Annotated in this window: 20 protein-coding genes and 1 tRNA gene; 6 read left to right on the forward strand and 15 right to left on the reverse strand. The window is 66.2% G+C overall.

The window, feature by feature from the left end; all coding sequences use genetic code 11:
- Window positions 1-10: 10 nt before the first annotated feature.
- The 7 genes from BG28_RS05220 to BG28_RS16155 all read right to left on the reverse strand — a co-directional run bounded on the left by BG28_RS05220 (window position 11) and on the right by BG28_RS16155 (window position 6,412).
- A complete protein-coding gene (locus BG28_RS05220; protein ID WP_036474601.1) occupies window positions 11-1,600 on the reverse strand; it encodes an ABC transporter ATP-binding protein in 1,590 nt (529 codons plus the stop codon).
- 43 nt (window positions 1,601-1,643) lie between these two features.
- Window positions 1,644-1,937, reverse strand: a complete 294-nt coding sequence (locus BG28_RS16730; RefSeq protein ID WP_369797189.1) for a BMP family protein — start codon at window positions 1,935-1,937, stop codon at window positions 1,644-1,646.
- Entirely contained in the window at window positions 1,934-2,728 is a 795-nt protein-coding gene (locus tag BG28_RS05225; RefSeq protein WP_369797190.1) for a BMP family ABC transporter substrate-binding protein, read from the reverse strand. The genes BG28_RS16730 and BG28_RS05225 overlap by 4 nt, the downstream gene beginning before the upstream one ends.
- A 143-nt stretch (window positions 2,729-2,871) precedes the next feature.
- Window positions 2,872-4,239, reverse strand: coding sequence for an MFS transporter (locus BG28_RS05230; protein WP_036474697.1), 1,368 nt, complete (start codon window positions 4,237-4,239; stop codon window positions 2,872-2,874).
- A gap of 144 nt (window positions 4,240-4,383) precedes the next feature.
- Window positions 4,384-5,592: a hypothetical protein gene (locus tag BG28_RS14260; protein ID WP_152539218.1), complete on the reverse strand. Its 1,209-nt coding sequence runs from the start codon at window positions 5,590-5,592 to the stop codon at window positions 4,384-4,386.
- Window positions 5,593-5,726: 134 nt separating this feature from the next.
- Window positions 5,727-6,110 carry a hypothetical protein gene (locus BG28_RS16150; RefSeq protein WP_235180977.1) on the reverse strand — a complete coding sequence of 128 codons (384 nt, stop codon included), beginning with the start codon at window positions 6,108-6,110 and terminating at the stop codon, window positions 5,727-5,729.
- 17 nt (window positions 6,111-6,127) lie between these two features.
- Window positions 6,128-6,412 (reverse strand): hypothetical protein, encoded by a 285-nt coding sequence (locus tag BG28_RS16155; protein ID WP_235180978.1) that lies wholly within the window; start codon window positions 6,410-6,412, stop codon window positions 6,128-6,130.
- 126 nt (window positions 6,413-6,538) lie between these two features.
- Between BG28_RS16155 and BG28_RS05245 the strand changes: the two genes are divergently transcribed.
- The 3 genes from BG28_RS05245 to BG28_RS05255 all read left to right on the forward strand — a co-directional run bounded on the left by BG28_RS05245 (window position 6,539) and on the right by BG28_RS05255 (window position 8,615).
- Window positions 6,539-6,614: transfer RNA gene (locus BG28_RS05245), tRNA-Lys, on the forward strand.
- A gap of 357 nt (window positions 6,615-6,971) precedes the next feature.
- Window positions 6,972-7,589, forward strand: coding sequence for a DUF47 domain-containing protein (locus BG28_RS05250; RefSeq protein ID WP_036474602.1), 618 nt, complete (start codon window positions 6,972-6,974; stop codon window positions 7,587-7,589).
- Window positions 7,590-7,604: 15 nt separating this feature from the next.
- Entirely contained in the window at window positions 7,605-8,615 is a 1,011-nt protein-coding gene (locus BG28_RS05255) for an inorganic phosphate transporter (protein ID WP_036474699.1), read from the forward strand.
- A gap of 73 nt (window positions 8,616-8,688) precedes the next feature.
- Here BG28_RS05255 and pstB read toward each other — a convergent pair whose 3' ends face one another.
- From pstB to pstS, 4 genes are all read right to left on the reverse strand, one after another.
- Window positions 8,689-9,468 (reverse strand): phosphate ABC transporter ATP-binding protein PstB, encoded by a 780-nt coding sequence (gene pstB / locus BG28_RS05260; protein ID WP_036474603.1) that lies wholly within the window; start codon window positions 9,466-9,468, stop codon window positions 8,689-8,691.
- A 53-nt stretch (window positions 9,469-9,521) separates the two neighbouring features.
- Window positions 9,522-10,730: a phosphate ABC transporter permease PstA gene (pstA, locus tag BG28_RS05265; protein ID WP_084479461.1), complete on the reverse strand. Its 1,209-nt coding sequence runs from the start codon at window positions 10,728-10,730 to the stop codon at window positions 9,522-9,524.
- Window positions 10,730-11,665, reverse strand: coding sequence for a phosphate ABC transporter permease subunit PstC (gene pstC, locus BG28_RS05270; protein WP_036474604.1), 936 nt, complete (start codon window positions 11,663-11,665; stop codon window positions 10,730-10,732). The genes pstA and pstC overlap by 1 nt, the downstream gene beginning before the upstream one ends.
- A gap of 131 nt (window positions 11,666-11,796) precedes the next feature.
- On the reverse strand, window positions 11,797-12,918 hold the full coding sequence (gene pstS, locus BG28_RS05275; RefSeq protein ID WP_036474605.1) for a phosphate ABC transporter substrate-binding protein PstS: 1,122 nt from the start codon (window positions 12,916-12,918) through the stop codon (window positions 11,797-11,799).
- 272 nt (window positions 12,919-13,190) lie between these two features.
- Between pstS and BG28_RS05280 the strand changes: the two genes are divergently transcribed.
- Window positions 13,191-14,336, forward strand: coding sequence for an aromatic acid exporter family protein (locus BG28_RS05280; protein ID WP_235180979.1), 1,146 nt, complete (start codon window positions 13,191-13,193; stop codon window positions 14,334-14,336).
- A gap of 26 nt (window positions 14,337-14,362) precedes the next feature.
- On the opposite strand, the gene BG28_RS05285 is transcribed toward BG28_RS05280, so the two are convergent.
- The 4 genes from BG28_RS05285 to BG28_RS05300 form a co-directional block, all read right to left on the reverse strand.
- Complete coding sequence (locus BG28_RS05285; protein ID WP_036474606.1) at window positions 14,363-14,869, reverse strand: amino-acid N-acetyltransferase; 507 nt, start codon at window positions 14,867-14,869, stop codon at window positions 14,363-14,365.
- Window positions 14,870-14,935: 66 nt separating this feature from the next.
- The gene (locus BG28_RS05290; RefSeq protein ID WP_036474607.1) at window positions 14,936-15,634 is read right to left on the reverse strand and encodes a hypothetical protein; all 699 of its coding nucleotides are present in this window, start codon (window positions 15,632-15,634) and stop codon (window positions 14,936-14,938) included.
- Between the two features lie 35 nt (window positions 15,635-15,669).
- Complete coding sequence (locus tag BG28_RS05295; RefSeq protein WP_084479462.1) at window positions 15,670-16,218, reverse strand: low molecular weight phosphatase family protein; 549 nt, start codon at window positions 16,216-16,218, stop codon at window positions 15,670-15,672.
- Complete coding sequence (locus BG28_RS05300; protein WP_051501019.1) at window positions 16,218-16,571, reverse strand: helix-turn-helix transcriptional regulator; 354 nt, start codon at window positions 16,569-16,571, stop codon at window positions 16,218-16,220. The genes BG28_RS05295 and BG28_RS05300 overlap by 1 nt, the downstream gene beginning before the upstream one ends.
- A 176-nt stretch (window positions 16,572-16,747) precedes the next feature.
- Here BG28_RS05300 and arsB point away from each other — a divergent pair, with 176 nt between their 5' ends.
- Together arsB and BG28_RS05310 are read left to right on the forward strand one after the other, a co-directional pair.
- Complete coding sequence (gene arsB / locus BG28_RS05305; RefSeq protein ID WP_036474608.1) at window positions 16,748-17,875, forward strand: ACR3 family arsenite efflux transporter; 1,128 nt, start codon at window positions 16,748-16,750, stop codon at window positions 17,873-17,875.
- 41 nt (window positions 17,876-17,916) lie between these two features.
- Window positions 17,917-18,327, forward strand: coding sequence for an arsenate reductase ArsC (locus BG28_RS05310; protein ID WP_036474609.1), 411 nt, complete (start codon window positions 17,917-17,919; stop codon window positions 18,325-18,327).
- Window positions 18,328-18,416: the final 89 nt, after the last annotated feature.

Here is an 18,416-nt window from a genome sequence, read left to right on the forward strand (position 1 = left end):
CCTGATGCGCTCACTGGTTCTCCTCTGCTTCGGCCTGCTCATCGGCCTCGGCCAGCACGGTGTGGTGGGTGGCGGCCTGGGCCTGCGCCTCATCGGCAGGCACCCCGGCCATCATCAGGCCGAGCACGTCGCGGCTGGTGCTGGCCGGCACGATGCCTACGACCTTGCCGCGGTACATGACCGCGATCCGGTCGGCAAGGTTCAGCGCCTCGTCAAGCTCGGTGGAGACGATCAGGCACGGCGTGCCCTTGTCACGCTCCTCGATGATCGTACGGTGCACGAACTCGATCGAGCCGACGTCGAGGCCGCGGGTGGGCTGGCTCGCCACGAAGAGCCGCAGGTCGCGGCTCATCTCACGGGCCAGCACGACCTTCTGCTGGTTGCCTCCGGAGAGGGTGGAGATCGGGTCGTCCACGGTGCCCATGCGCACGTCAAAACGTTCGGCCTGGGTCTGCGCGGCCTCGCGCATGACCGGAAGACGCAGCGCCGCATTGCCGGGGCCCCCGGAGTACGGCGGCCGGTCATACATATCCAGCACGTAGTTCTCGGTGATGGTGAAGGCGCCGATGACGCCGTCGGTGCTGCGGTCCTCGGGCACGAAGCCCAGTCCTGAGGCCAGGCGTTGCTTGACGCTGAGCGGGGCGAGATCCTGGTCGTCGAGCAGGATGCTGCCCGCCACCGGGGTTCGGAGCCCGAGGATGGTCTGGGCCAGCTCGCTCTGGCCGTTGCCGTCGACCCCGGCGATCACCAGGATCTCGCCGCGCCGCAGGGAGAGATCGACGTCGTCCACGACGACCTTGTCTGCACTGCTGAGCACGGTCAGCCCGCGCACCTCGAAGCTGACCTCACCGGGATCGGCCGGCTCCTTCGCGGTGGTCAGGTTGACCTCACGGCCGACCATCAGCCCGGCCAGCTCGGTCTCGGTGGACTGTGGCGAGGTCTCCCCCACCACGGCGCCGCGCCGGATCACGGTGATGCGGTCTGCCACCGCGCGGACCTCGCGCAGCTTGTGAGTGATGAAGACGATGGAGGTGCCGGAGTCGCGCAGCTGGCCCATGATGGTGATGAGCTCGTCGGTCTCCTGCGGAGTCAGCACTGCGGTGGGCTCATCGAGGATGAGCACCTTCGCGTCGCGGGAGAGCGCCTTGATGATCTCCACGCGCTGCTGAGCACCGACGGGGAGGTCCTCGATGCGCGCATCGGGGTCCACGTCGAAGCCGAAGCGCGCGGAGATCTCCAGCACCTTCGCCCGGGCCACGGCCATGTCCATGATGCCCGCCGCGCGGGTGGGCTCGTAGCCCAGCGCGACGGACTCGGTCACGGTGAACACCGGGATCAGCATGAAGTGCTGGTGCACCATGCCGATCCCGGCGGCCACTGCGTCACCGGGCCCGTTGAAGCTGACCTCCCTGTCATCCAGCAGAATCTCACCCTCGTCGGGGCTGTAGAGCCCGTAGATGGTGTTCATCAGCGTGGACTTGCCGGCCCCGTTCTCGCCGAGCAGGGCATGGATCTCGCCCGGTGCGACGGTGAGGGAGATCCGGTCGTTGGCAGTGAAGGAGCCAAACCGCTTAGTGACCCCTCTGAGCTCAAGCTTCATCGCTGCGGTGTCGCCAATCAGTTATTCGTCGGTGAGGATCGGGTCAGGACGGGGCGTTCTCGGACTCGATGGCGGTGTCGCCATCGATGATCTCCTGGCGCAGCTGCTCGATGGCCTCTGTCACCTCGGAGGGCACCTCGTCCTCGAAGTCGTGGAACGGTGCCAGGCCGACACCCTCGTTCTCCAGGGTGCCCACGTAGGACTCGTTGCTGAAGCCGTCCTGAGTGCCCTCCTCGATGGTGGCGTAGACCGACTGACCGATCTCCTTGAGCACCGAGGTCAGCACGATGTCGCCGTAGTCGGTGGACTCGTAGCCGTCGGAGTCGACCCAGATCATCTTGGCCTCGGCCGCCTCCAGGGCGGGTCCTGCGCCGACGCGGCGTTGCCGGCAACAGGCATGATGATGTCAGCGTCCTGGCTCAGCAGCTGCTCAGTGACCTCGCGGCCCTGGGTCTGGTCGCTGAAGTCACCGGAGAAGGACCCGGTCTGGCCTTCCTTGTCCCAGCCGACCAGCTCGACGTCGCCGTCGTTGTCCTCGTTGTAGCGCTCCACACCGTCGGCGTAGCCGTCCATGAAGACCGTCACCGAGGGGATCTGGATGCCGCCCCAGGTGCCGACGACGCCGGTCTCGCTCATCGCGGCCGCCACGTAGCCGGCCAGGTAGGCGGCCTCACCGGTGTTGAAGACCAGCGGCTTGGCGTTCTCGAGCTCTTCGCCCTCTTCGAAGTTGAAGTAGGAGTCGATCAGCGCGAAGTCTGTCTCCGGGTTCGCCTCGGCAGCCTCCCGCAGTCCCTCCTCGAGCAGGAAGCCGACGCCGAAGACGACGTCGCAGTTCTGCTGGACCATGGTGTCCACGTTCGGGCCGTATTCGGACTCGGCGGTGGACTGCGCGTCGGCGGAGTCGACGCCGAGCTCGTCGATGGCCATCTCCAGGCCTTCGAAGGCGGACTGGTTGAAGGAACGGTCGTCCCAGCCACCCTCATCGGAGACCAGGCAGGCCTTGTAGTCGACCTCTTCGGCGGCGGCGCCCTCGCCGTCCTCCTCGGGAGCCTCTCCACAAGAGGACAGGAGCAGTGCTGCGGCGGCCGTCGCGGCGATGGTGCCGCGGGTCTTGAAGGACCTCTTCATGGGGCTCTCCTCATGGTGCAAGAACGGCACCTCTACGGGTGCCGAGAAACGAGTGATGCAGGCAATAGTACGTCACATTTTCACCTCAAACATTGCCCGGAAGTTTCCGTGATGTTCACCGGCTCGAGCCGGAAGAGCCGCGCTCAGTCGAGCTGTCTGGCGGTGGTGTCGGGAGCGAGCCTGAGCATCAGCAGCACCGCCAGCACCACGCCGATCAGGCAGATCCCGAAGGCTCCGGCCAGACCGAAGGTCGGCTCCATCCAGGCGATGAAGAGCAGCGGGCCCAGTCCGGCACCGATCCGCGAGATGGTCGAGGCCCAGCCGAAGCCGGATCCGCGCAGCTCCGTGGGGTAGAGCTCCGAGACGTAGGTGTAGAGCACCGGGATCGCGATCTGGATCACCATCCCAAAGCCCAGCAGCAGGATCAGCACCGCCGTGGGCAGGTGCATGGTGAGTCCAAGAATCACCAGCATCGCGGTGGCCAGCGGCGCGGAGATCGCCAGCAGCACCCGGCGTCCGGTGATCTCCACCAGCACCGTGGAGATGACGACCCCGATGAGTCCGACGGCGGCCATTCCTGCGGTGCGGATGAACGCCTGATCCTGCTCATACCCCGCCTCGATGAGAAGCGTGGGCATCCACTGGATCGCGATGTAATAGACGGTCATGATCGCTAAGAAGAGCACCCAGGAGACGGTGGTGACCCGCCAGCCATGCGCCCAGACGAGCCTCAGCTGCTCGCCCACCGCACGGAAGCTCAGCTTCGCCGGGGCCTGGGTGGTCTCCAGGGTGTACGCCCGGACCGGAGCCCCGGTGCGGGCCACCATGGAGTCGATGACCTTGCGCGCCTCTTCCATCTGCCCCTGGCGCATGAGATACATCGGGGATTCAGGCACGAAGAGCCGCACCGCGAAGACCAGCAGCGCGGGCAGGATCATGGCCAGCAGCGGCAGCCGCCAATCCCCCCAGGTCCCCACCAACCAGGCCGAGACGAAGCCGGCCAGGGCCGCACCGATGGGCCACCAGCCGTCCATGGCGGTGAGCACCCGTCCGCGTTGTTTGGCCGGGGTGAACTCGCCCACCAGGGCGTAATCGACCGGGATGCAGCCGCCGAGGCCAACGCCTGCCAGGAAGCGGAAGAGCACGAACCACTCCAGGCTCCCGGTCATGGCGCCGGCCACGGTGAACAGCGAGAAGATCAGCAGCGTCCAGGCGAACGCCTTCTTGCGCCCGATCCGGTCAGCGATCGTGCCCCACATGACGGCACCCACCGCCATGCCGATCAGGTTGGCGGTGCCGATCCAGGCAGCATCCGAGGGGGTCAGGTCCCACTCCTCGGAGAGCAGCGGAATCAGGATTCCGTTGAGCGAGACGTCCCAGGCATCGAACATGAATCCCAGCCCACCGATGAGGAAGATTCGGCCCTGGGTGTTCCATCGCCAGGGCAGGCCCTGCAGGACCGATTCACCGGTGGGCAGCGCCGTGGAGGGATTCGCAGTGTTCTGGTGCACGAGGAGAGTGTAAGCCCGCACCGGGGAGCATTACTCCCAGATGACCTCCAGCTCATCGGCGGTCATGTCGACCATGGGGCGCCCGAGTGTGCCCGGATCCCCGAAGTACAGTTCGTAGAGGCTGGTCACACCGTCCTCTTCGGCTTAATATTCCACATCGACGCGGCCGCTGAAGTACTCGGCACCGACCAGGGTCGGCGTGGAGTAGCTGGGCTCCGGGGTCAGTCGCTGAAGCTCCTGGTCGGTCTCGGCCGGCAGTGCACGCGAGATGCTGCCTTCGATCACGGTGGCTCCGGAGGCGTCTTCGGGCATGTCGAGGCCGCAGCCGGCTTCCAGGTCTGTGGAGGCCACGCATTCCTCGACCTCGCTGAGGATCAGCTCGCGCCAGGTCTCGGTGGCCTCCTCGGTGAGTCCGACATCGAGCGTGCTGGCACTGGTGTAGCTCTCCGTCACCTCGACCAGGCCGTCGCCGTCGATGGTGAAGTTCTCGTCATCGATGGCGATCTCGTAGATCAGCCCGAGGAAGACGGTGACCTCGGAGCCGGACACGGGTTCGCCGTTGACCGTGGTCTCCAGGTCACCCAGATCTGGCTGCATCAGCGTCGCAGCGCCGTCGATCTCCCAGGAGTCGGTGTCGTTGTTCTGGTAGGTGTAGATCCGCTTGGTCACAGCGGCGTCGCCGAGGGTGTAGCTGACCTGGACCTGGTGAGAGAACGCGAGGTCTTCGGTGGTCTCCTCCTCGGCCACCTCCACCTCGGTGATCGGGGCCAGCTCCAGTGAGGCAGCGAGCACCTCCTCGGTGAGGTAGGTGGTGTCTCCGGCGTCATAGACCAGGGAGCGCGCGGCTTCCGCGTCGCCCTCGGCGAGCGCGGTGAAGTAGGACTCGACCGCAGAGTAGGGGGTCTCGGCGTCGGTCTCGACGCTCCCGGAGTTCTCGGACTCCTCGGCGGCTTCGGTGTCACTGGCCGCTTCGGCGTCACCGGTCTGATCCTCAGCCTCGGCAGACCCGCCGCCGGTGAGCATCATGACCAGGGCGATGATCACGCCCACCACGACGACGCCGGACACGATGAGCCCGATCAGCAGGCCCTTGCCGGGTCCCTTGCCTCCGCCACTGGGCCCACCGGGACCCTGCGGGTACATCGGGCCCCCGGGGCCCTCGGGGTAACTGGGCCCGCCAGGACCCTGCGGCCCCTGGGGATATCCGTGCCCGCCGGGAGGCTGCGGGTAGCCCGATTCGCCGAAGCTGCCCTGGCCGTAGCCCGGATGGCCGTCGGCCGACTGATGCCCGCCTGGCGGAGTGAAGCGATCCCACTCTGGTTCCCGGCCAGAGTTCGGCTGCTGATCTGTCATGGTGCGCCCCTTGGTGCGGCCAGCGAGAGCTGGTCGTGACTGGTTCCGTACGCCAAAGCCCCCCGGGCCCGGTCGGCGACACACTGCATCTGCTGGACCCGCGCGTCGCGACTTCCACAATACCTTTAGAAAAGTCAGAAACCAGGTTTCTGCACCAGTAGATTTACATTTTTCGCGAGAAAAATCCCGATCAGTCGAGGGTTCCGGCGCGACAGCCTCTGGCAGCGCTCTCCAGCTCCTCCGCGGTGCGCAGCAGCTGGTCGGCCCGCTCGGTGAGGCGCTGAGCGGATTCGGGACTGTGCCGCTCTGAGCCCCCCCGCCCAGAGCGCCTGGCCGCGGGCGATCACTCGGCAGAACGCCCCGGCCCGGTCGAAGGCCGAATCGATATCGCCGCGGTACATGCCTGCCAGCACCAGATCAGCCAGACGGTTCATCTCCTGCGCAGTGGGCGGCTCGGCCACTCCTGCGATCGCGTGCGGCGCCGAGTCGGTCTTGCCCAGCTGGTAATACTCACTCATCCGCTGCGGGTCCTTGTTCACCGCGGCTCGGATCGCGTAGATCCTCCAGAGGCCACCGGCCAAGGAGTGCGCCGGGGAATCTGACCAGAGCTCGGCGATCGCTTCGATGCCTTCGGTCTCGGCCAGCCGGATGAACGCTCGGTGACCTCGGGATCGTCGGAATCGCGACCGTGAAAGACCAGCGCATGGGCGGTGTCGTGGGCCGCCTGGGAGATGATGGCAGGATCCGCGCCGCCTTCTCGCTGATCGAAGGTTGCCGGCTCGGTGTAGCGCGGCCGGCGGTGGCGGGGCTGGCTGGTCATCGCGTCCTCCTTGGAGAGATTCGCTTCGGTCTGTGAGCCGCTGAACTGCCAGCCCACATCGTGTCCGTCATTATGCCGCAGGCCCCGGCGGCGATACCATAGGGGAGGTCTTCAGCGGCTCCACAGGGGCCTTTAGCTCAGTTGGTAGAGCATCGGACTTTTAATCCGCTGGTCGCGGGTTCGAGTCCCGCAGGGCCCACCATAGTCCTCCGTTGGAGACAGATATACCCAGGTCAGCGCTCAGCGCAGACCTGGGTATATCTCTTGAGGGCCCCGATTCAGAGCTGGTCCTGCCGCCCAGTTGACCGCATGCAGGGACAGGGAGCACACTGGAGGTGTGCCGGGCCGCGGTAACCCCCGGGCTCCATTATTGAGCCGCTTCGAGCGGCCCCGCGCCGTGAGGCGTTCCCGGCCCGGCACACCTCAACGCTCTTGAGCCCGCTCATTGGAGACATCCCCCTCACGGCGGACCTTTCCAGGCCGCTCAGCCGAATTCATCTTGGCGCTATACACTCGTGGCCGACACCTCGACACTCGTTCACCTGGGGAAATACACCGCATGATCGCACGCAGAGGCCAGCGCAAGCCTGAGGCCACAGACCTTCTGGCGAGCATCGCCCGTGAGGTGCGTGCCGGGGTGCAGCTGATCTCACAGCTGCTGGGCAGCCCGAACGAGGAACGTGCCGTGCTGCGCGAACAGCTGCTCGGCCTGGAGGGCCGGGCAGTGGACCTGCACTTCAACCTGATGACTCATATACGCAGCGTCTTCCTGACTCCGCTGCCCCGGCACGACATCTACGCGCTCTCCCAGCAGCTGAACCGGACCATGGAGCATGTGGTCGCCGCCGGGGACCTGATCCTTGCCCGCCCGCATCTGAGCCTGCCCAGCCAGAGCGCCGAACAGCTGGAGACGCTGAGCCGCCAGCTGGACCTCACGGTGGCCGCGATGTCCCGGCTGGAGGACTTCGACCTGCTTGAGGACTACTGGATCCAGATGCAGCGTCTGACCAAGCAGGCGAACCGAACCCACCGGGCGTGGATGACCAGCACGGACAACGCGTTTCAGCCGAACATCGCGCTGCAGCAGGCGCAGATCGCGGATGCGCTGCTCGCCGCTATCGACGACCAGCGAGCTGTGGCGGTCACCGCCGGTTCCATCATCGTGCGCGAGTCCTGAGGCACCCGCGTGGAGATGATTCTGCTCGGGCTCATCTGCCTGACGCTGATTCCCAATGCATTCATCGCTGGACTCCACGACGTACCCAACGCGATCGCCATCCCGGTGCGCACCAGAGCGCTGACACCTCCGGCGGCTACGAGACTCGCGGCGGGATTCAACACCCTCGGCGTGCTGCTGGCCCTGCCGCTGGGAATCTACCTCTACACCTGGTTTGAGTTCCCGCAGATGGAGCCGCGACTGCTGCTCGCCGTCGTCTTCTCCGCCGCCCTGGCGCTGTTCGGCTGGAACCTCTTCACCTACCTGCGCGGGATGCCGACGTCGACCACTCACGCCCTGCTGGCTGGCTTCCTCGGCGGCACGCTGGCCGCCGCCGTCGTCGCGGATCTCGACTTCGAACAAGTTCTTGCGATGCCCTGGGCCGGAGCGGCGCTGACGCTTCTGCTGTCTCCGCTGGCCGCCTTCGGGCTCGCATATCTGCTGGTCTTCGTGGCCGTTCGCTTCGCCCGCGGCGAGGATCCGGATGCGGTCAACACGACATCACGGATGACCCAGGCGGTGAGCGTGGGCGTCACCTCCCTGGGCACCGGGCTGCAGCAGGGACAGCGGTTCTCCTTCGTGCTGCTCACCGCCCTGGTCGCGGCAGAGGTCGATGATGCGCAGATGTGGCTGCCCTACGCCTACGTCGGATTCGCCCTGATGATCGGCGCCGGCTGCCTCAGCGGCGGCTGGCGGATCGGGCACACGCTGGGTCACCGCCTGGTGGAGATAGATCCGCTGCGCGGAATGGTGGCGACCACGTCCACCTCGGCGCTGCTGTTCATCGGATCGCTCGGCTTCGCGCTCCCGCTGTCCACATCGCTGACCGCGGCCTCGACGGTGATCGGGGCCGGTTCGAACCAGCGCTTCACCACCGTGCACTGGCGGCAGTTCCGCCGCATCTGCCGCTACTGGGTGCTGACCCCGATCGCCGCCGGCACTGCCACGGCGGTCTTCACGCTTGCGCTCAGTCCGCTGCTGCGCTGAGCCGAGACAGGAACCCCAGCCGAGGGCGGGCCCACGACCGGGGGTCAGCCTCCACTGGCCGGCTCCCCGGTGCTCAGCCGAAGCGTCCGGAGACGTAGTCCTCGGTGGACTTCTCCTGCGGGGTGTTGAAGATCGCGGTGGTGTCGCTGTATTCGATGAGCTTCCCCGGCTTGCCGGTGCCGGCGATGTTGAAGAACGCGGTCTTCTGCGAGACCCGTGCCGCCTGCTGCATGTTGTGTGTCACGATGATCACCGTGTAGTCCTGCTGCAGCTCACCGATCAGGTCCTCGATGGCGAGCGTGGAGATCGGGTCCAGCGCGGAGCACGGTTCGTCCATGAGGATGACGTCGGGCTTCACCGCGATGGTCCTCGCGATGCACAGCCGCTGCTGCTGGCCGCCGGAGAGGCCTGAGCCCGGGCGGTCCAGCCGATCCTTGACCTCGTTCCACAGATTCGCGCTGCGCAGCGAGGTCTCGACGATCTCCTCGGACTCCGACTTCGAGAGCCGGGCGCCGTTGAGCTTATAGCCGGCCAGCACGTTCTCTCGGATGGTCATGGTCGGGAACGGGTTCGGACGCTGGAACACCATGCCTACCTGGGTGCGCACGGTCACCGGATCCACCCCGGGATCGTAGATGTCCTCCCCGTCAAGCAGCAGCTGACCCTTCACCCGGGCGCCGGGAAGGACCTCATGCATCCGGTTCAGCGAGCGCAGGAAGGTGGTCTTGCCGCAGCCGGAGGGACCGATGAAGGCTGTCACCGCTTGGGCATCGATGCTCATGTTAATGCCCTCCACCGCCAGGAAATCACCGTAATAAACGTTGAGATCAATGGCATCTACTCGCTTAGACATGTCTGATATTCACACTTTCTCTGGAAAGGACGATGGGGCCGCGGAGGCTGTGGTCAGCGTCCGGCCTGCTTGGGGGCAAAGAGCTTGGCGATGAGCCGCGCGAAGAGGTTCAACCCCATCACGATCAGGATCAGCACCAGTGCCGCCGCCCAGGCGCGCTGCTCCGAGGGGTCCGAGAAGTTCGGCGAGGTCGGGTTCTGGAACTGCCGGAAGATGTAGACCGGCAGCGCGGTCATCCAACCCTGGAACAGGTTCCAGTTGGTGTTGACCACGAACCCGGCGGTGACCAGGATCGGGGCCGTCTCGCCGATCACCCGGGCGATGGCCAGGGTGACCCCTGAGGCGATGCCTGAGATGGCGGTGGGCAGGACCACCTTCAAGATGGTCCGCCATTTGCGCACGCCCAGGGCGTAGGAGGCTTCGCGCAGCTCATTGGGCACCACTCGGAGCATCTCCTCGGTGGTCCGGACCACCACCGGAACCATCAGCACCGAGAGCGCGATGGCCGCGGTGATCCCGAGGGTGGAGCGCTGGGTGGTGAGCAGGCCCGTGACCCCGCTGAAGACCGAGAGGAACCAGGCCATGGCCGCACCGGCGAAGAGCCCGGCCACGATGGAGGGGATGCCGGTCATCACGTCGACGAAGAACGTGATAGCCCGGGACAGCGGCCCACCCTTGGCGTATTCCACCAGGTAGATCGAGGTGAGCAGACCGATCGGCACCGAGATCGCGGTGGCGGCCAAGGTGATCAGCAGCGATCCGATCAGGGCATGGGCGATGCCACCGAGGACCGGCGCGCCTTCGGTCTGGGACGCCTGGTCCACCAGCCCGGTGATTCCCTGCATGTCGGAGACCATGAAGCCCGGCGTCATCAGACCCGGGATGCCGACCGAGGCCACCGACCAGATCACCGAGACCAGCGGCATCAGGGCAATGAGGAAGGCGAGGTAGACCAGGTTGGTCCAGAGGCCGTCGGTGGCGCGTCTGCGGTTCACCCGGGTGCGGGTGACGATGTAGCTGCTGATCACGTAGATCACCGCGGTGAAGATGAAGAATGTGGCCAGATTGAATCCCAGCAGGGCCGAGAGCGCCGCGCCCAGAATGACGGATCCGCCGAGCATGACGATCCACAGCCAGGACGGCAACGTGTTCTGCGTCAGGGAGCTGCGCCGCGGCACCCCGTTGCTGGTGGGCTCGCTGAGGCCTGGCGCACCGGAGGGGCCCTGGACCGAGGCCGGCGTCGGAGTTGGGGTCTGTGTCATCAGTTGGCTCCCGAGAATTCCTTGTGGCGGCTGACGATCCAACGGGCTGTCATATTGACCAGCAGCGTGATCAGGAACAGGACGAGGCCGATGGCGATGAGCTGGGCCTGACGTTCCGAGCCCGGCGGAGCTTCGGGGAAGCCCAGAGCGATCTCTGCCGGAATCGTGCTGTTCCCGCTGGAGATCAGAGAAGCGGTGAGCATGCCTGGGGACAGTACGAGGGCCACCGCCATGGTCTCGCCCAGAGCCCGACCGAGGCCCAGCATGATGCCGGAGATGATGCCGGCGCGCGCAAACGGGAAGACCGACATCTTGATCATCTCCCAGCGGGTCGCGCCCAGCGCGAGCGCCGCCTCTTCATGCAGCTTCGGGGTCTGGATGAAGATCTCGCGGCAGACCGAGGTGATGATCGGCAGAATCATGACACCCAGCACGACGCCGGCGGTGAAGATCGTGCGTCCGGTCTGGGACGGGTCGCCGGCGAAGAGCGGAATGAATCCAAGGTTCTCGTGCAGCCACCCATAGACCGGGATCAGCGCCGGGCCGAGGAAGCTCATGCCCCAGGCGCCATAGACCACCGAGGGGATCGCGGCGAGCAGATCGATCACATACCCGATGCTCTTGGAGAATCGCGGCGGCGCGTAGTGCGAGATGTAGAGCGCAACACCGACAGCAATCGGCGCGGCCAGGATCAGCGCGATGAAGGAGGCGATGAGCGTGCCGATCACCAGCGGATAGGCGTAGTCGAGGAACGCCGTGAGGATCCAGCCGCCCTGGTCCTCCTGGTAGACCGCATCCCGTGAGTTCACCGTCAGGAACAGTGCCACGAAGGCCAGGGTGAGCAGGATGAGGACGCCGGCGGAGAGCGTCAGCGCGGAGAAGACGCGGTCTCCGGCGACTCCCCGCTTATCGGACTGAGTCAGTGAGCTGGTCACCTGGTCTGCCTCTCAGATCTGTGTGGTTGATGCTTGATGACACGTGCACGGACGCCGGGCGGCCAGAGTCTGAACTCCGACCCGACCACCCGACGTCCGTGGGACTCACGTTGTGCAGCGACTGCTCAAGCTCACTCGGAGACCGTGATCGCCGAGAGCGACTCCATGGCGCCGTCGCGCAGCTCATCGGAGATCGGGGCGTTGCCTGCGGCACCTTCGGCGGTGGCCTGGCCGTCCTCGGAGATGACGTACTCACCGAAGGCGGTAGCCAGGTCGGCGGTCTCCTGGTCGGGGTACTCGTTGCAGAAGATGTGGTAGCTCACCAGGACCACCGGGTAGGCGCCGGACTCCTCGGTGTTGCGGTCCAGCTCGTAGGCCATGTTGTTCGACGCCTGGCCCTCGACCGGGGTGGAGGAGGCCACGGCCTGGGAGGCGGCCTCGGGTGAGTACTCGACGTATTCCTCGCCGACCTGCACGGCGACGGTGGTGAGGTCACCGATCTGGGAGGCATCGGCGTAGGTGATCGCCCCGTCGGTCTCGGAGGTCAGGCCGACGACGCCGGAGGTCTGCTGGGCTGACTCTGCGGCGATCTCGCTGGGCCATTCGCCGGAGACCTCGTAGTCCCAGTTCTCCGAGGCGTTCGCGAGGTAGTCCACGAAGTTCTCGGTGGTTCCGGAGTCGTCTGCGCGGTGCACCACCGAGATCGGGGTGGCGGGCAGCTCGATGTCCGGGTTGTGCTCGGCGATGGCTTCGTCGTCCCAGCTGGTGACCTCACCGGCGAAGATGGCGGCGATCGTGTCGGCATCGAGGTTCAGCGTGTCCTCGATGCCCTCGACGTTGAATGCCACCGCCACCGGGGAGATGTAGGAGGGGATGTGGAACGCGCCCTCTGGGCCGCAGACCTCCTGGGAGGACTCCCACTCCTCATCACTCATCGCAGCGTCGGAGCCCGCGAAGTCGTACTCACCGCCGAGGAAGCCGTCGCGGCCGCCACCGGAGCCCACGGATGCGTAGTTGACCTGAGCATCAGGGGCCACGGAGGTGAAGCCGTCGGTCCAGGCAGTCATAGCTGCTTCCTGGGATGAGGCGCCGCCGCCCACAAGGGTGCCCGCGACCTCGCTGCTCGCGCCGTTCTCGCCGCCCTCTGCGTCGCTGCCCCCGGCATCCGGGTTGTTGGACTCGCCGCAGCCCACCAGGGCCAGGGTTGATACGGACAGGATGGCCGCCGCGCGACCGAAGCTCTTCATCTTCACGTTGTCTGTGCCTCTCTGAGGTTTCATCAGGCGCCGATATGCGCCGTTTGAAGGAGTCTGTGCGGTTCACCAGGGGTGCGTCCTGCGAACCTCGCATCACACTAGGCACCACAGGTGACCCTGGACCGCTGAACAGGTGACCGTGGCGCTCACTTAAGGTGAACGCTTGGTGAACTGGCGCGCCGTGCCGGTGTGTCCTATGACATGGCCAAGAACGGCCAGGTGTGAGGCACCTCGTATCCCCATGGGTGTGCGCCGCCTACACTCATGGGGTGACGACCGAGCGCTCCATTCCCCGCCCGCTGGACCGGGCGCGCCGCTTCACCCGACGCCGATTCCGGGTCGGGGTCCGCAGGATGCGACGCTCGGTGATTCCTGCTCTGCAGATGACCGTGGCCGGAGTGGGTGCCTACACGATCGCAGAGCGGGTGCTGGGCCACGATGATCCGCTCTTCGCCGCCATCGCCGCGCTGATCGCCCTGGGCTTCACCAAAGAACCACGAATGCGCAAGGTGCTCGAGGTCAGCGTGGGCTGCACGCTGGGCATCCTGATCGGCGACCTGTTGCTGCATCAGCTCGGCTCCAACCTGGGCACCGCCACGCTGGTGTTGTTCCTGTCCATCATGTTGGCCCGCTTCTTGGACTCCGGGCCGGTGTTGGCCATGCAGATGGGGCTTCAGGCCCTGCTGGTGGTGCTGATCCCACCCCCGGAGGCTGCCGCGCTCGGCCCGTTCACACGCAGCCTGGACGCGATCATCGGCGGCGCGGTGGCGATGGTGATCACGCTGCTGACCCCGAAGGATCCTCGCCGCGAGCCGATAGCTGAGCTCAAGAGCGTGGTGGACGCGATGACCGCCTCGCTGCGCGACGTCGCCGAGGCGGTGCGGAACTCGGATTCACGCCAGGCCTGGCATTCGCTGATCCGTTGCCGCGGCCTGCAGCCACAGATCGATGAGCTGCGCAACGCGGTGCGCTCAGCCAAGGAGCTGACCGTCTTCTCACCGGCCTACCGCAAGCACCGCCACTATGTCCGGCATATGGCCGAGGTCGCGGACCAGGTGGACCTCTCGGTGCGCAGCATGCGGGTGGTGGCGCGCCGGATCATCAGCACCGTGGACCACGCCACGCTCAGCGACGAGGCGGTGGAGAACCTCTCGGCGGTGCTGGACGAGTTCGCCGACTGCTCGCTGCTGCTCTCCCAAGCGGTCTCGGAGCCCGGCTCGGCCTACACCCACCGGATGAACACCGCACAGGAGGGACTCTCGGCACTGGCTCAGCGACTGCACCCGAAGTCCCTGGGGATCGGGACGCTGGAGGGCGAGACCGTGGTGCTGCTGCTGCGCACGCTCGTGGTGGACATGCTGCAGGCCGCAGGATCCAGCCATGAAGACGCCCGCGAGCAGCTCCCCGAGCTGTGAAGCCCCGGGCTGTGAGGCCCCAGAGATCAGAGCTGCAGGATCATCCGGGTGTTGCCCAAGGTGTTGGGCTTGACCCGGGCGAGGTCGAGGAACTCCGCGACACCCTCATCGGGTGAGCGCAGCAGCTCGGTGTACACCTCCGGGTCCACCGCGGCCTGGTCATCCATGATCCCGAAGCCATGCCGGGTGAAGAACTCCACCTCGAAGGTCAGACAGAACACTCGGCTGACGCCGAGGGTGTGGGCTCGCGTGGTGAGCTCCTTGAGCAGTCCGGATCCCACGCCGTGTCCGCGCCAACGGGAATCGGTGGCCAGGGTGCGCACCTCGGCGAGGTCCTTCCACATCACGTGCAGGGCGCCGAACCCGATCAGGCTGCCGTCCTGGGCCTCGGCCACGACGAATTCCTGGATCGCCTCGTAATAGGCGACGGCCTCTTTGGGCACCAGCACGCGCTGGTCCACCAGAGGTTCAGCCATGCCCATGATTGCGGCGACGTCGGCAGTGCGCGCCGGTCTGATGATGAAAGAACCCATCGAGACAGTCTAGGCGCGGACCCGGCATCGGCGTGCGGTTCCGGCCAAGCGCCAGACCTGGTGGGATCAGCCTTCGTTCAGCCTGAAGTCATGCGGCTCCGAGCGGACGCCGCTGAGGCTCACCGTCAGCTCATAGCTGCCAGGATTCAGCTCGGTCGGCTCGGCGCAGTCCTCGGCCGAGTCCGAGCGGGGCCAGGTGAAATGCGCCTGTTCCACCTGACCGGGCTCGAGCTGCACGGGAAGCGACTCGCGGGAGACGGAGCATTCTGCGGTGGAGAAGATGACGGCCCCGCCATGTTCGATCAGGAACTCCTGCTCTTCGGTGCCCAGGTCAGCTTCGCAGGCGTAGTCGGCGGCATTCTCCACCTCCATCACCAGCATCGGGGCGTAGCCGGGCCCGTAGGACTCCGAGCCCGTGGAGGCGCGGACCTCTAGATCGCCGGTGCGGCAGCTCCCGTCCTCGGGGGGCTGGTCCTGGGACGGTTCGGGCTCGGAGTCCGGATCCTCGGCCTCCTCAGAGTCTTCGGAGCCGGACTCCGAGCCATCCTCGTCCGCTGGCTCGGAGCCGGTCGAGTCGGGACCCGCGTCAGCGTCTTGACCTGCGGAGTCCGGCCCCGATTCGGCTTCCTGCGACTCCTGCCCGCCGCCCATCGCAAGGCCGACGAGCCATCCTGCAAGCACCAGAAGCACCACTGCGAGCACCCCGACGAGGATGCGACGACGCCTGTAGACCTCGGCAGACTGCCGCCTTCGCTGGGAACCCATGGCCCCAGGTTAGCGGAGGAGACTGGCGCTGTTTCTCAGCCGAGCAGGCGCTCCCGGAGCTCACGCACCCGCAGGTGGATGTCATCGCGGACCAGCTCCATCCGTTCGCGGCCTTCGATGCCGCGCGCACTGGGCTCGTCGAGCTCCCAGCGCTCGATCTTCACGCCTTCGAGCGCGTCGACCTCGGCCTCGGCGCCGAGGATGACGACGTGCCCAGCCTCACGCATCGCCTCCGGCGTCAGCTGCGTGGGGGCCTCACCAGCGATGTCGGCACCGACCTCCGCGAGCACCTCTGCAGCGAGCGCATTGACCTTCGAGCCTGGCTGCGTGCCGGCCGAGGAGACGACGACGGCGCCCCCGAGTCCTGCCGCTGCAAGGTCCTGGCGCATCAGCCCGGCGGCCATCTGCGATTTTCCGCCGTTCTTCACGCAGACGAAGAGCACCGCTGGATTCTGGGAACGCTCGGTGGGCTCTGACACCGGAGCGACCTCTTCCTCGGCGCCGCGGACCGGTTGATCGGAGGGGCTGGTGGAGTTCTCCGGGGTGGTCTCGGGTGCTGAGTGGTTCGTCGTGGTCTCGGGCATCAGGGTGTGGTCCAATCGGTCAGGGAGTTGAAGAGGTCTTGCAGAGCCCCTGGCACCACCGAGTAGTAGGACCAGGTCCCGCGCTTCTCACGCGTGAGGAACCCGGCGTCGACCAGCACCTTCAGGTGGTGGGAGACAGTGGGCTGACCCAGGCCGAGCGGCTCGGTGAGGTCACAGACGCAGGCCTCCCCGGCCGCATCGGCGGCGATCAGGGTGAGCAGGGTGAGGCGATTCGGATCTGCGAGCGCCTTGAATCCCACGGCGAGCTCGGCGGCGCCCTCGGAGTCCAGTGCGACACGATCTTCCGGCGACTGCGGATCCTGCGGCACCTTGCAGTCGATCTGGGCGGTCATCGCTTCTCCTCCAAGGTTCGGCCTGGTCTGCTCGAGCTGGTCTGCTCGAGATCCATTCTCCGTCCAGGGGCGGCTTCTGCGCATATCCTCCCCCGCACATCTCATGGATTGACATCCGTCGATATTCCTGACGATACTCGGGGCATCGAAGTTTGTCGATCTTCCCAGGAGTGCTTGTGAGCCAGTCTGCCCCATCCGTCCCCGACGCTTCGGCCGTGGTGGCCAAGCTCTCGGTGCTGGATCGTTTCCTCCCGGTCTGGATCATCGCCGCCATGGGGCTGGGACTTGCGCTGGGCGCCGTCGTCCCCCAGGTGGGTGTGGCCATGGAGTCCATGGAGGTTGCCGGAGTCTCACTGCCCATCGCTGTGGGTCTGCTGATCATGATGTACCCGGTGCTCGCGAAGGTGCGGTACAACGAGACCGGTCGGGTGCTGAAGGACAAGAAGCTGGTCATCACCTCGCTGCTGATCAACTGGGTCTTGGCCCCGGCGTTCATGTTCGTCCTGGCCTGGGTCTTCCTGGCCGATCTGCCGGAGTACCGGACCGGCCTGATCATCGTGGGGCTTGCCCGATGCATCGCCATGGTGCTGATCTGGAACGATCTGGCCTGCGGTGATCGTGAGGCGGCAGCGGTGCTTGTGGCGATCAACTCGGTGTTCCAGGTCTTCATGTTCGGCGTGCTGGGCTGGTTCTACCTGCAGGTCCTGCCGAGCTGGCTCGGGCTTGAGACCACCTCGGCCGAGTTCTCCATCGTCGCGATCACCGTCTCGGTGCTGGTCTTCCTGGGCATCCCGCTGCTGGCGGGCTACCTCACCCGGACCCTGGGCGAACGAGCCCGCGGTCGCGAATGGTACGAGGCCAAGGTGCTGCCGAAGATCGGCCCCTGGGCGCTCTATGGCCTGCTCTTCACCATCGTGGTGCTCTTCGCGTTGCAGGGCGAACAGGTGCTCAGCAGCCCGATGGACGTGGTCCGGATCGCGGTGCCGCTGCTGGTCTACTTCGTGGTCATCTTCGCCGCCTCCATGGTCATCGGCTGGATGCTGCGGATGGGCTACGAGCGCACCACAACGCTGTCCTTCACCGCGGCCGGGAACAACTTCGAACTTGCCATCGCCGTCTCGATCGCCACCTTCGGCGCCACCAGCGGGCAGGCGCTGGCCGGAGTGGTCGGCCCACTGATCGAGGTTCCGGTCCTGGTCGCGCTGGTCTACGTGGCCCTGTGGGCCCGCCGGTTCTTCACCGGTTCGAACATCGCGACCAAGCAGGAGAGCCCGATCGCCGCAGCCGCCCCTCACAGTCTCTGACCTTCGCCCCCTCTATTCGGCAAGCCCTCGGAAGGAACACCATGAGCACCTCCAAGCCCACAGTCCTCTTCGTCTGCGTCCACAACGCAGGGCGCTCCCAGATGGCCGCCGGTTTCCTGCGTGAACTCGCCGGGGACACCGTGCAGGTCTACTCCGGGGGCACTCAGCCCGCGGATTCGGTGAACCCCGTGGCGGTGGAGGCCATGGCCGAGGTCAGCATCGACATCTCCAAGAACATTCCGGACAAGCTGTCTCCGGTCACCGTCCAAGACTCGGACGTGGTGATCACCATGGGCTGCGGGGACGACTGCCCGTTCTACCCCGGCAAGCGGTATGAGGACTGGCAGCTCGATGACCCGGCAGGGCAGGGAATCGAGACCGTCCGTGTGATCCGCGATGACATCCGCACCCGTGTGCAGGAGCTGATCGGCAGCCTGAACGTGCAGGCCTGAACCGGCGCCGTCGCAGCAGGTTCGCCACGGCACCCCAGCGCAGCGATCGCCAGAGCACGGCATCATCGCCGGAGCAGCGGTTGCCGGGA

The organism is Nesterenkonia sp. AN1 (assembly GCF_000582475.1).
Lineage (GTDB): Bacteria > Actinomycetota > Actinomycetes > Actinomycetales > Micrococcaceae > Nesterenkonia > Nesterenkonia aurantiaca.

Coding starts and splice junctions, on each gene's coding strand:
- BG28_RS05295 (WP_084479462.1), bottom strand. CDS start 16,218: ATGCCCGAGACCACGACGAACCACTCAGCACCCGAGACCACCCCGGAG.
- BG28_RS05310 (WP_036474609.1), top strand. CDS start 17,917: ATGAGCACCTCCAAGCCCACAGTCCTCTTCGTCTGCGTCCACAACGCA.
- BG28_RS14260 (WP_152539218.1), bottom strand. CDS start 5,592: ATGACAGATCAGCAGCCGAACTCTGGCCGGGAACCAGAGTGGGATCGC.
- BG28_RS16730 (WP_369797189.1), bottom strand. CDS start 1,937: ATGATCTGGGTCGACTCCGACGGCTACGAGTCCACCGACTACGGCGAC.
- BG28_RS05220 (WP_036474601.1), bottom strand. CDS start 1,600: ATGAAGCTTGAGCTCAGAGGGGTCACTAAGCGGTTTGGCTCCTTCACT.
- BG28_RS05300 (WP_051501019.1), bottom strand. CDS start 16,571: ATGACCGCCCAGATCGACTGCAAGGTGCCGCAGGATCCGCAGTCGCCG.
- BG28_RS16155 (WP_235180978.1), bottom strand. CDS start 6,412: ATGACCAGCCAGCCCCGCCACCGCCGGCCGCGCTACACCGAGCCGGCA.
- pstA (WP_084479461.1), bottom strand. CDS start 10,730: ATGACACAGACCCCAACTCCGACGCCGGCCTCGGTCCAGGGCCCCTCC.
- BG28_RS05255 (WP_036474699.1), top strand. CDS start 7,605: ATGATTCTGCTCGGGCTCATCTGCCTGACGCTGATTCCCAATGCATTC.
- BG28_RS16150 (WP_235180977.1), bottom strand. CDS start 6,110: ATGAGTGAGTATTACCAGCTGGGCAAGACCGACTCGGCGCCGCACGCG.
- BG28_RS05225 (WP_369797190.1), bottom strand. CDS start 2,728: ATGAAGAGGTCCTTCAAGACCCGCGGCACCATCGCCGCGACGGCCGCC.
- BG28_RS05285 (WP_036474606.1), bottom strand. CDS start 14,869: ATGGGTTCTTTCATCATCAGACCGGCGCGCACTGCCGACGTCGCCGCA.
- BG28_RS05290 (WP_036474607.1), bottom strand. CDS start 15,634: ATGGGTTCCCAGCGAAGGCGGCAGTCTGCCGAGGTCTACAGGCGTCGT.
- pstB (WP_036474603.1), bottom strand. CDS start 9,468: ATGTCTAAGCGAGTAGATGCCATTGATCTCAACGTTTATTACGGTGAT.
- BG28_RS05250 (WP_036474602.1), top strand. CDS start 6,972: ATGATCGCACGCAGAGGCCAGCGCAAGCCTGAGGCCACAGACCTTCTG.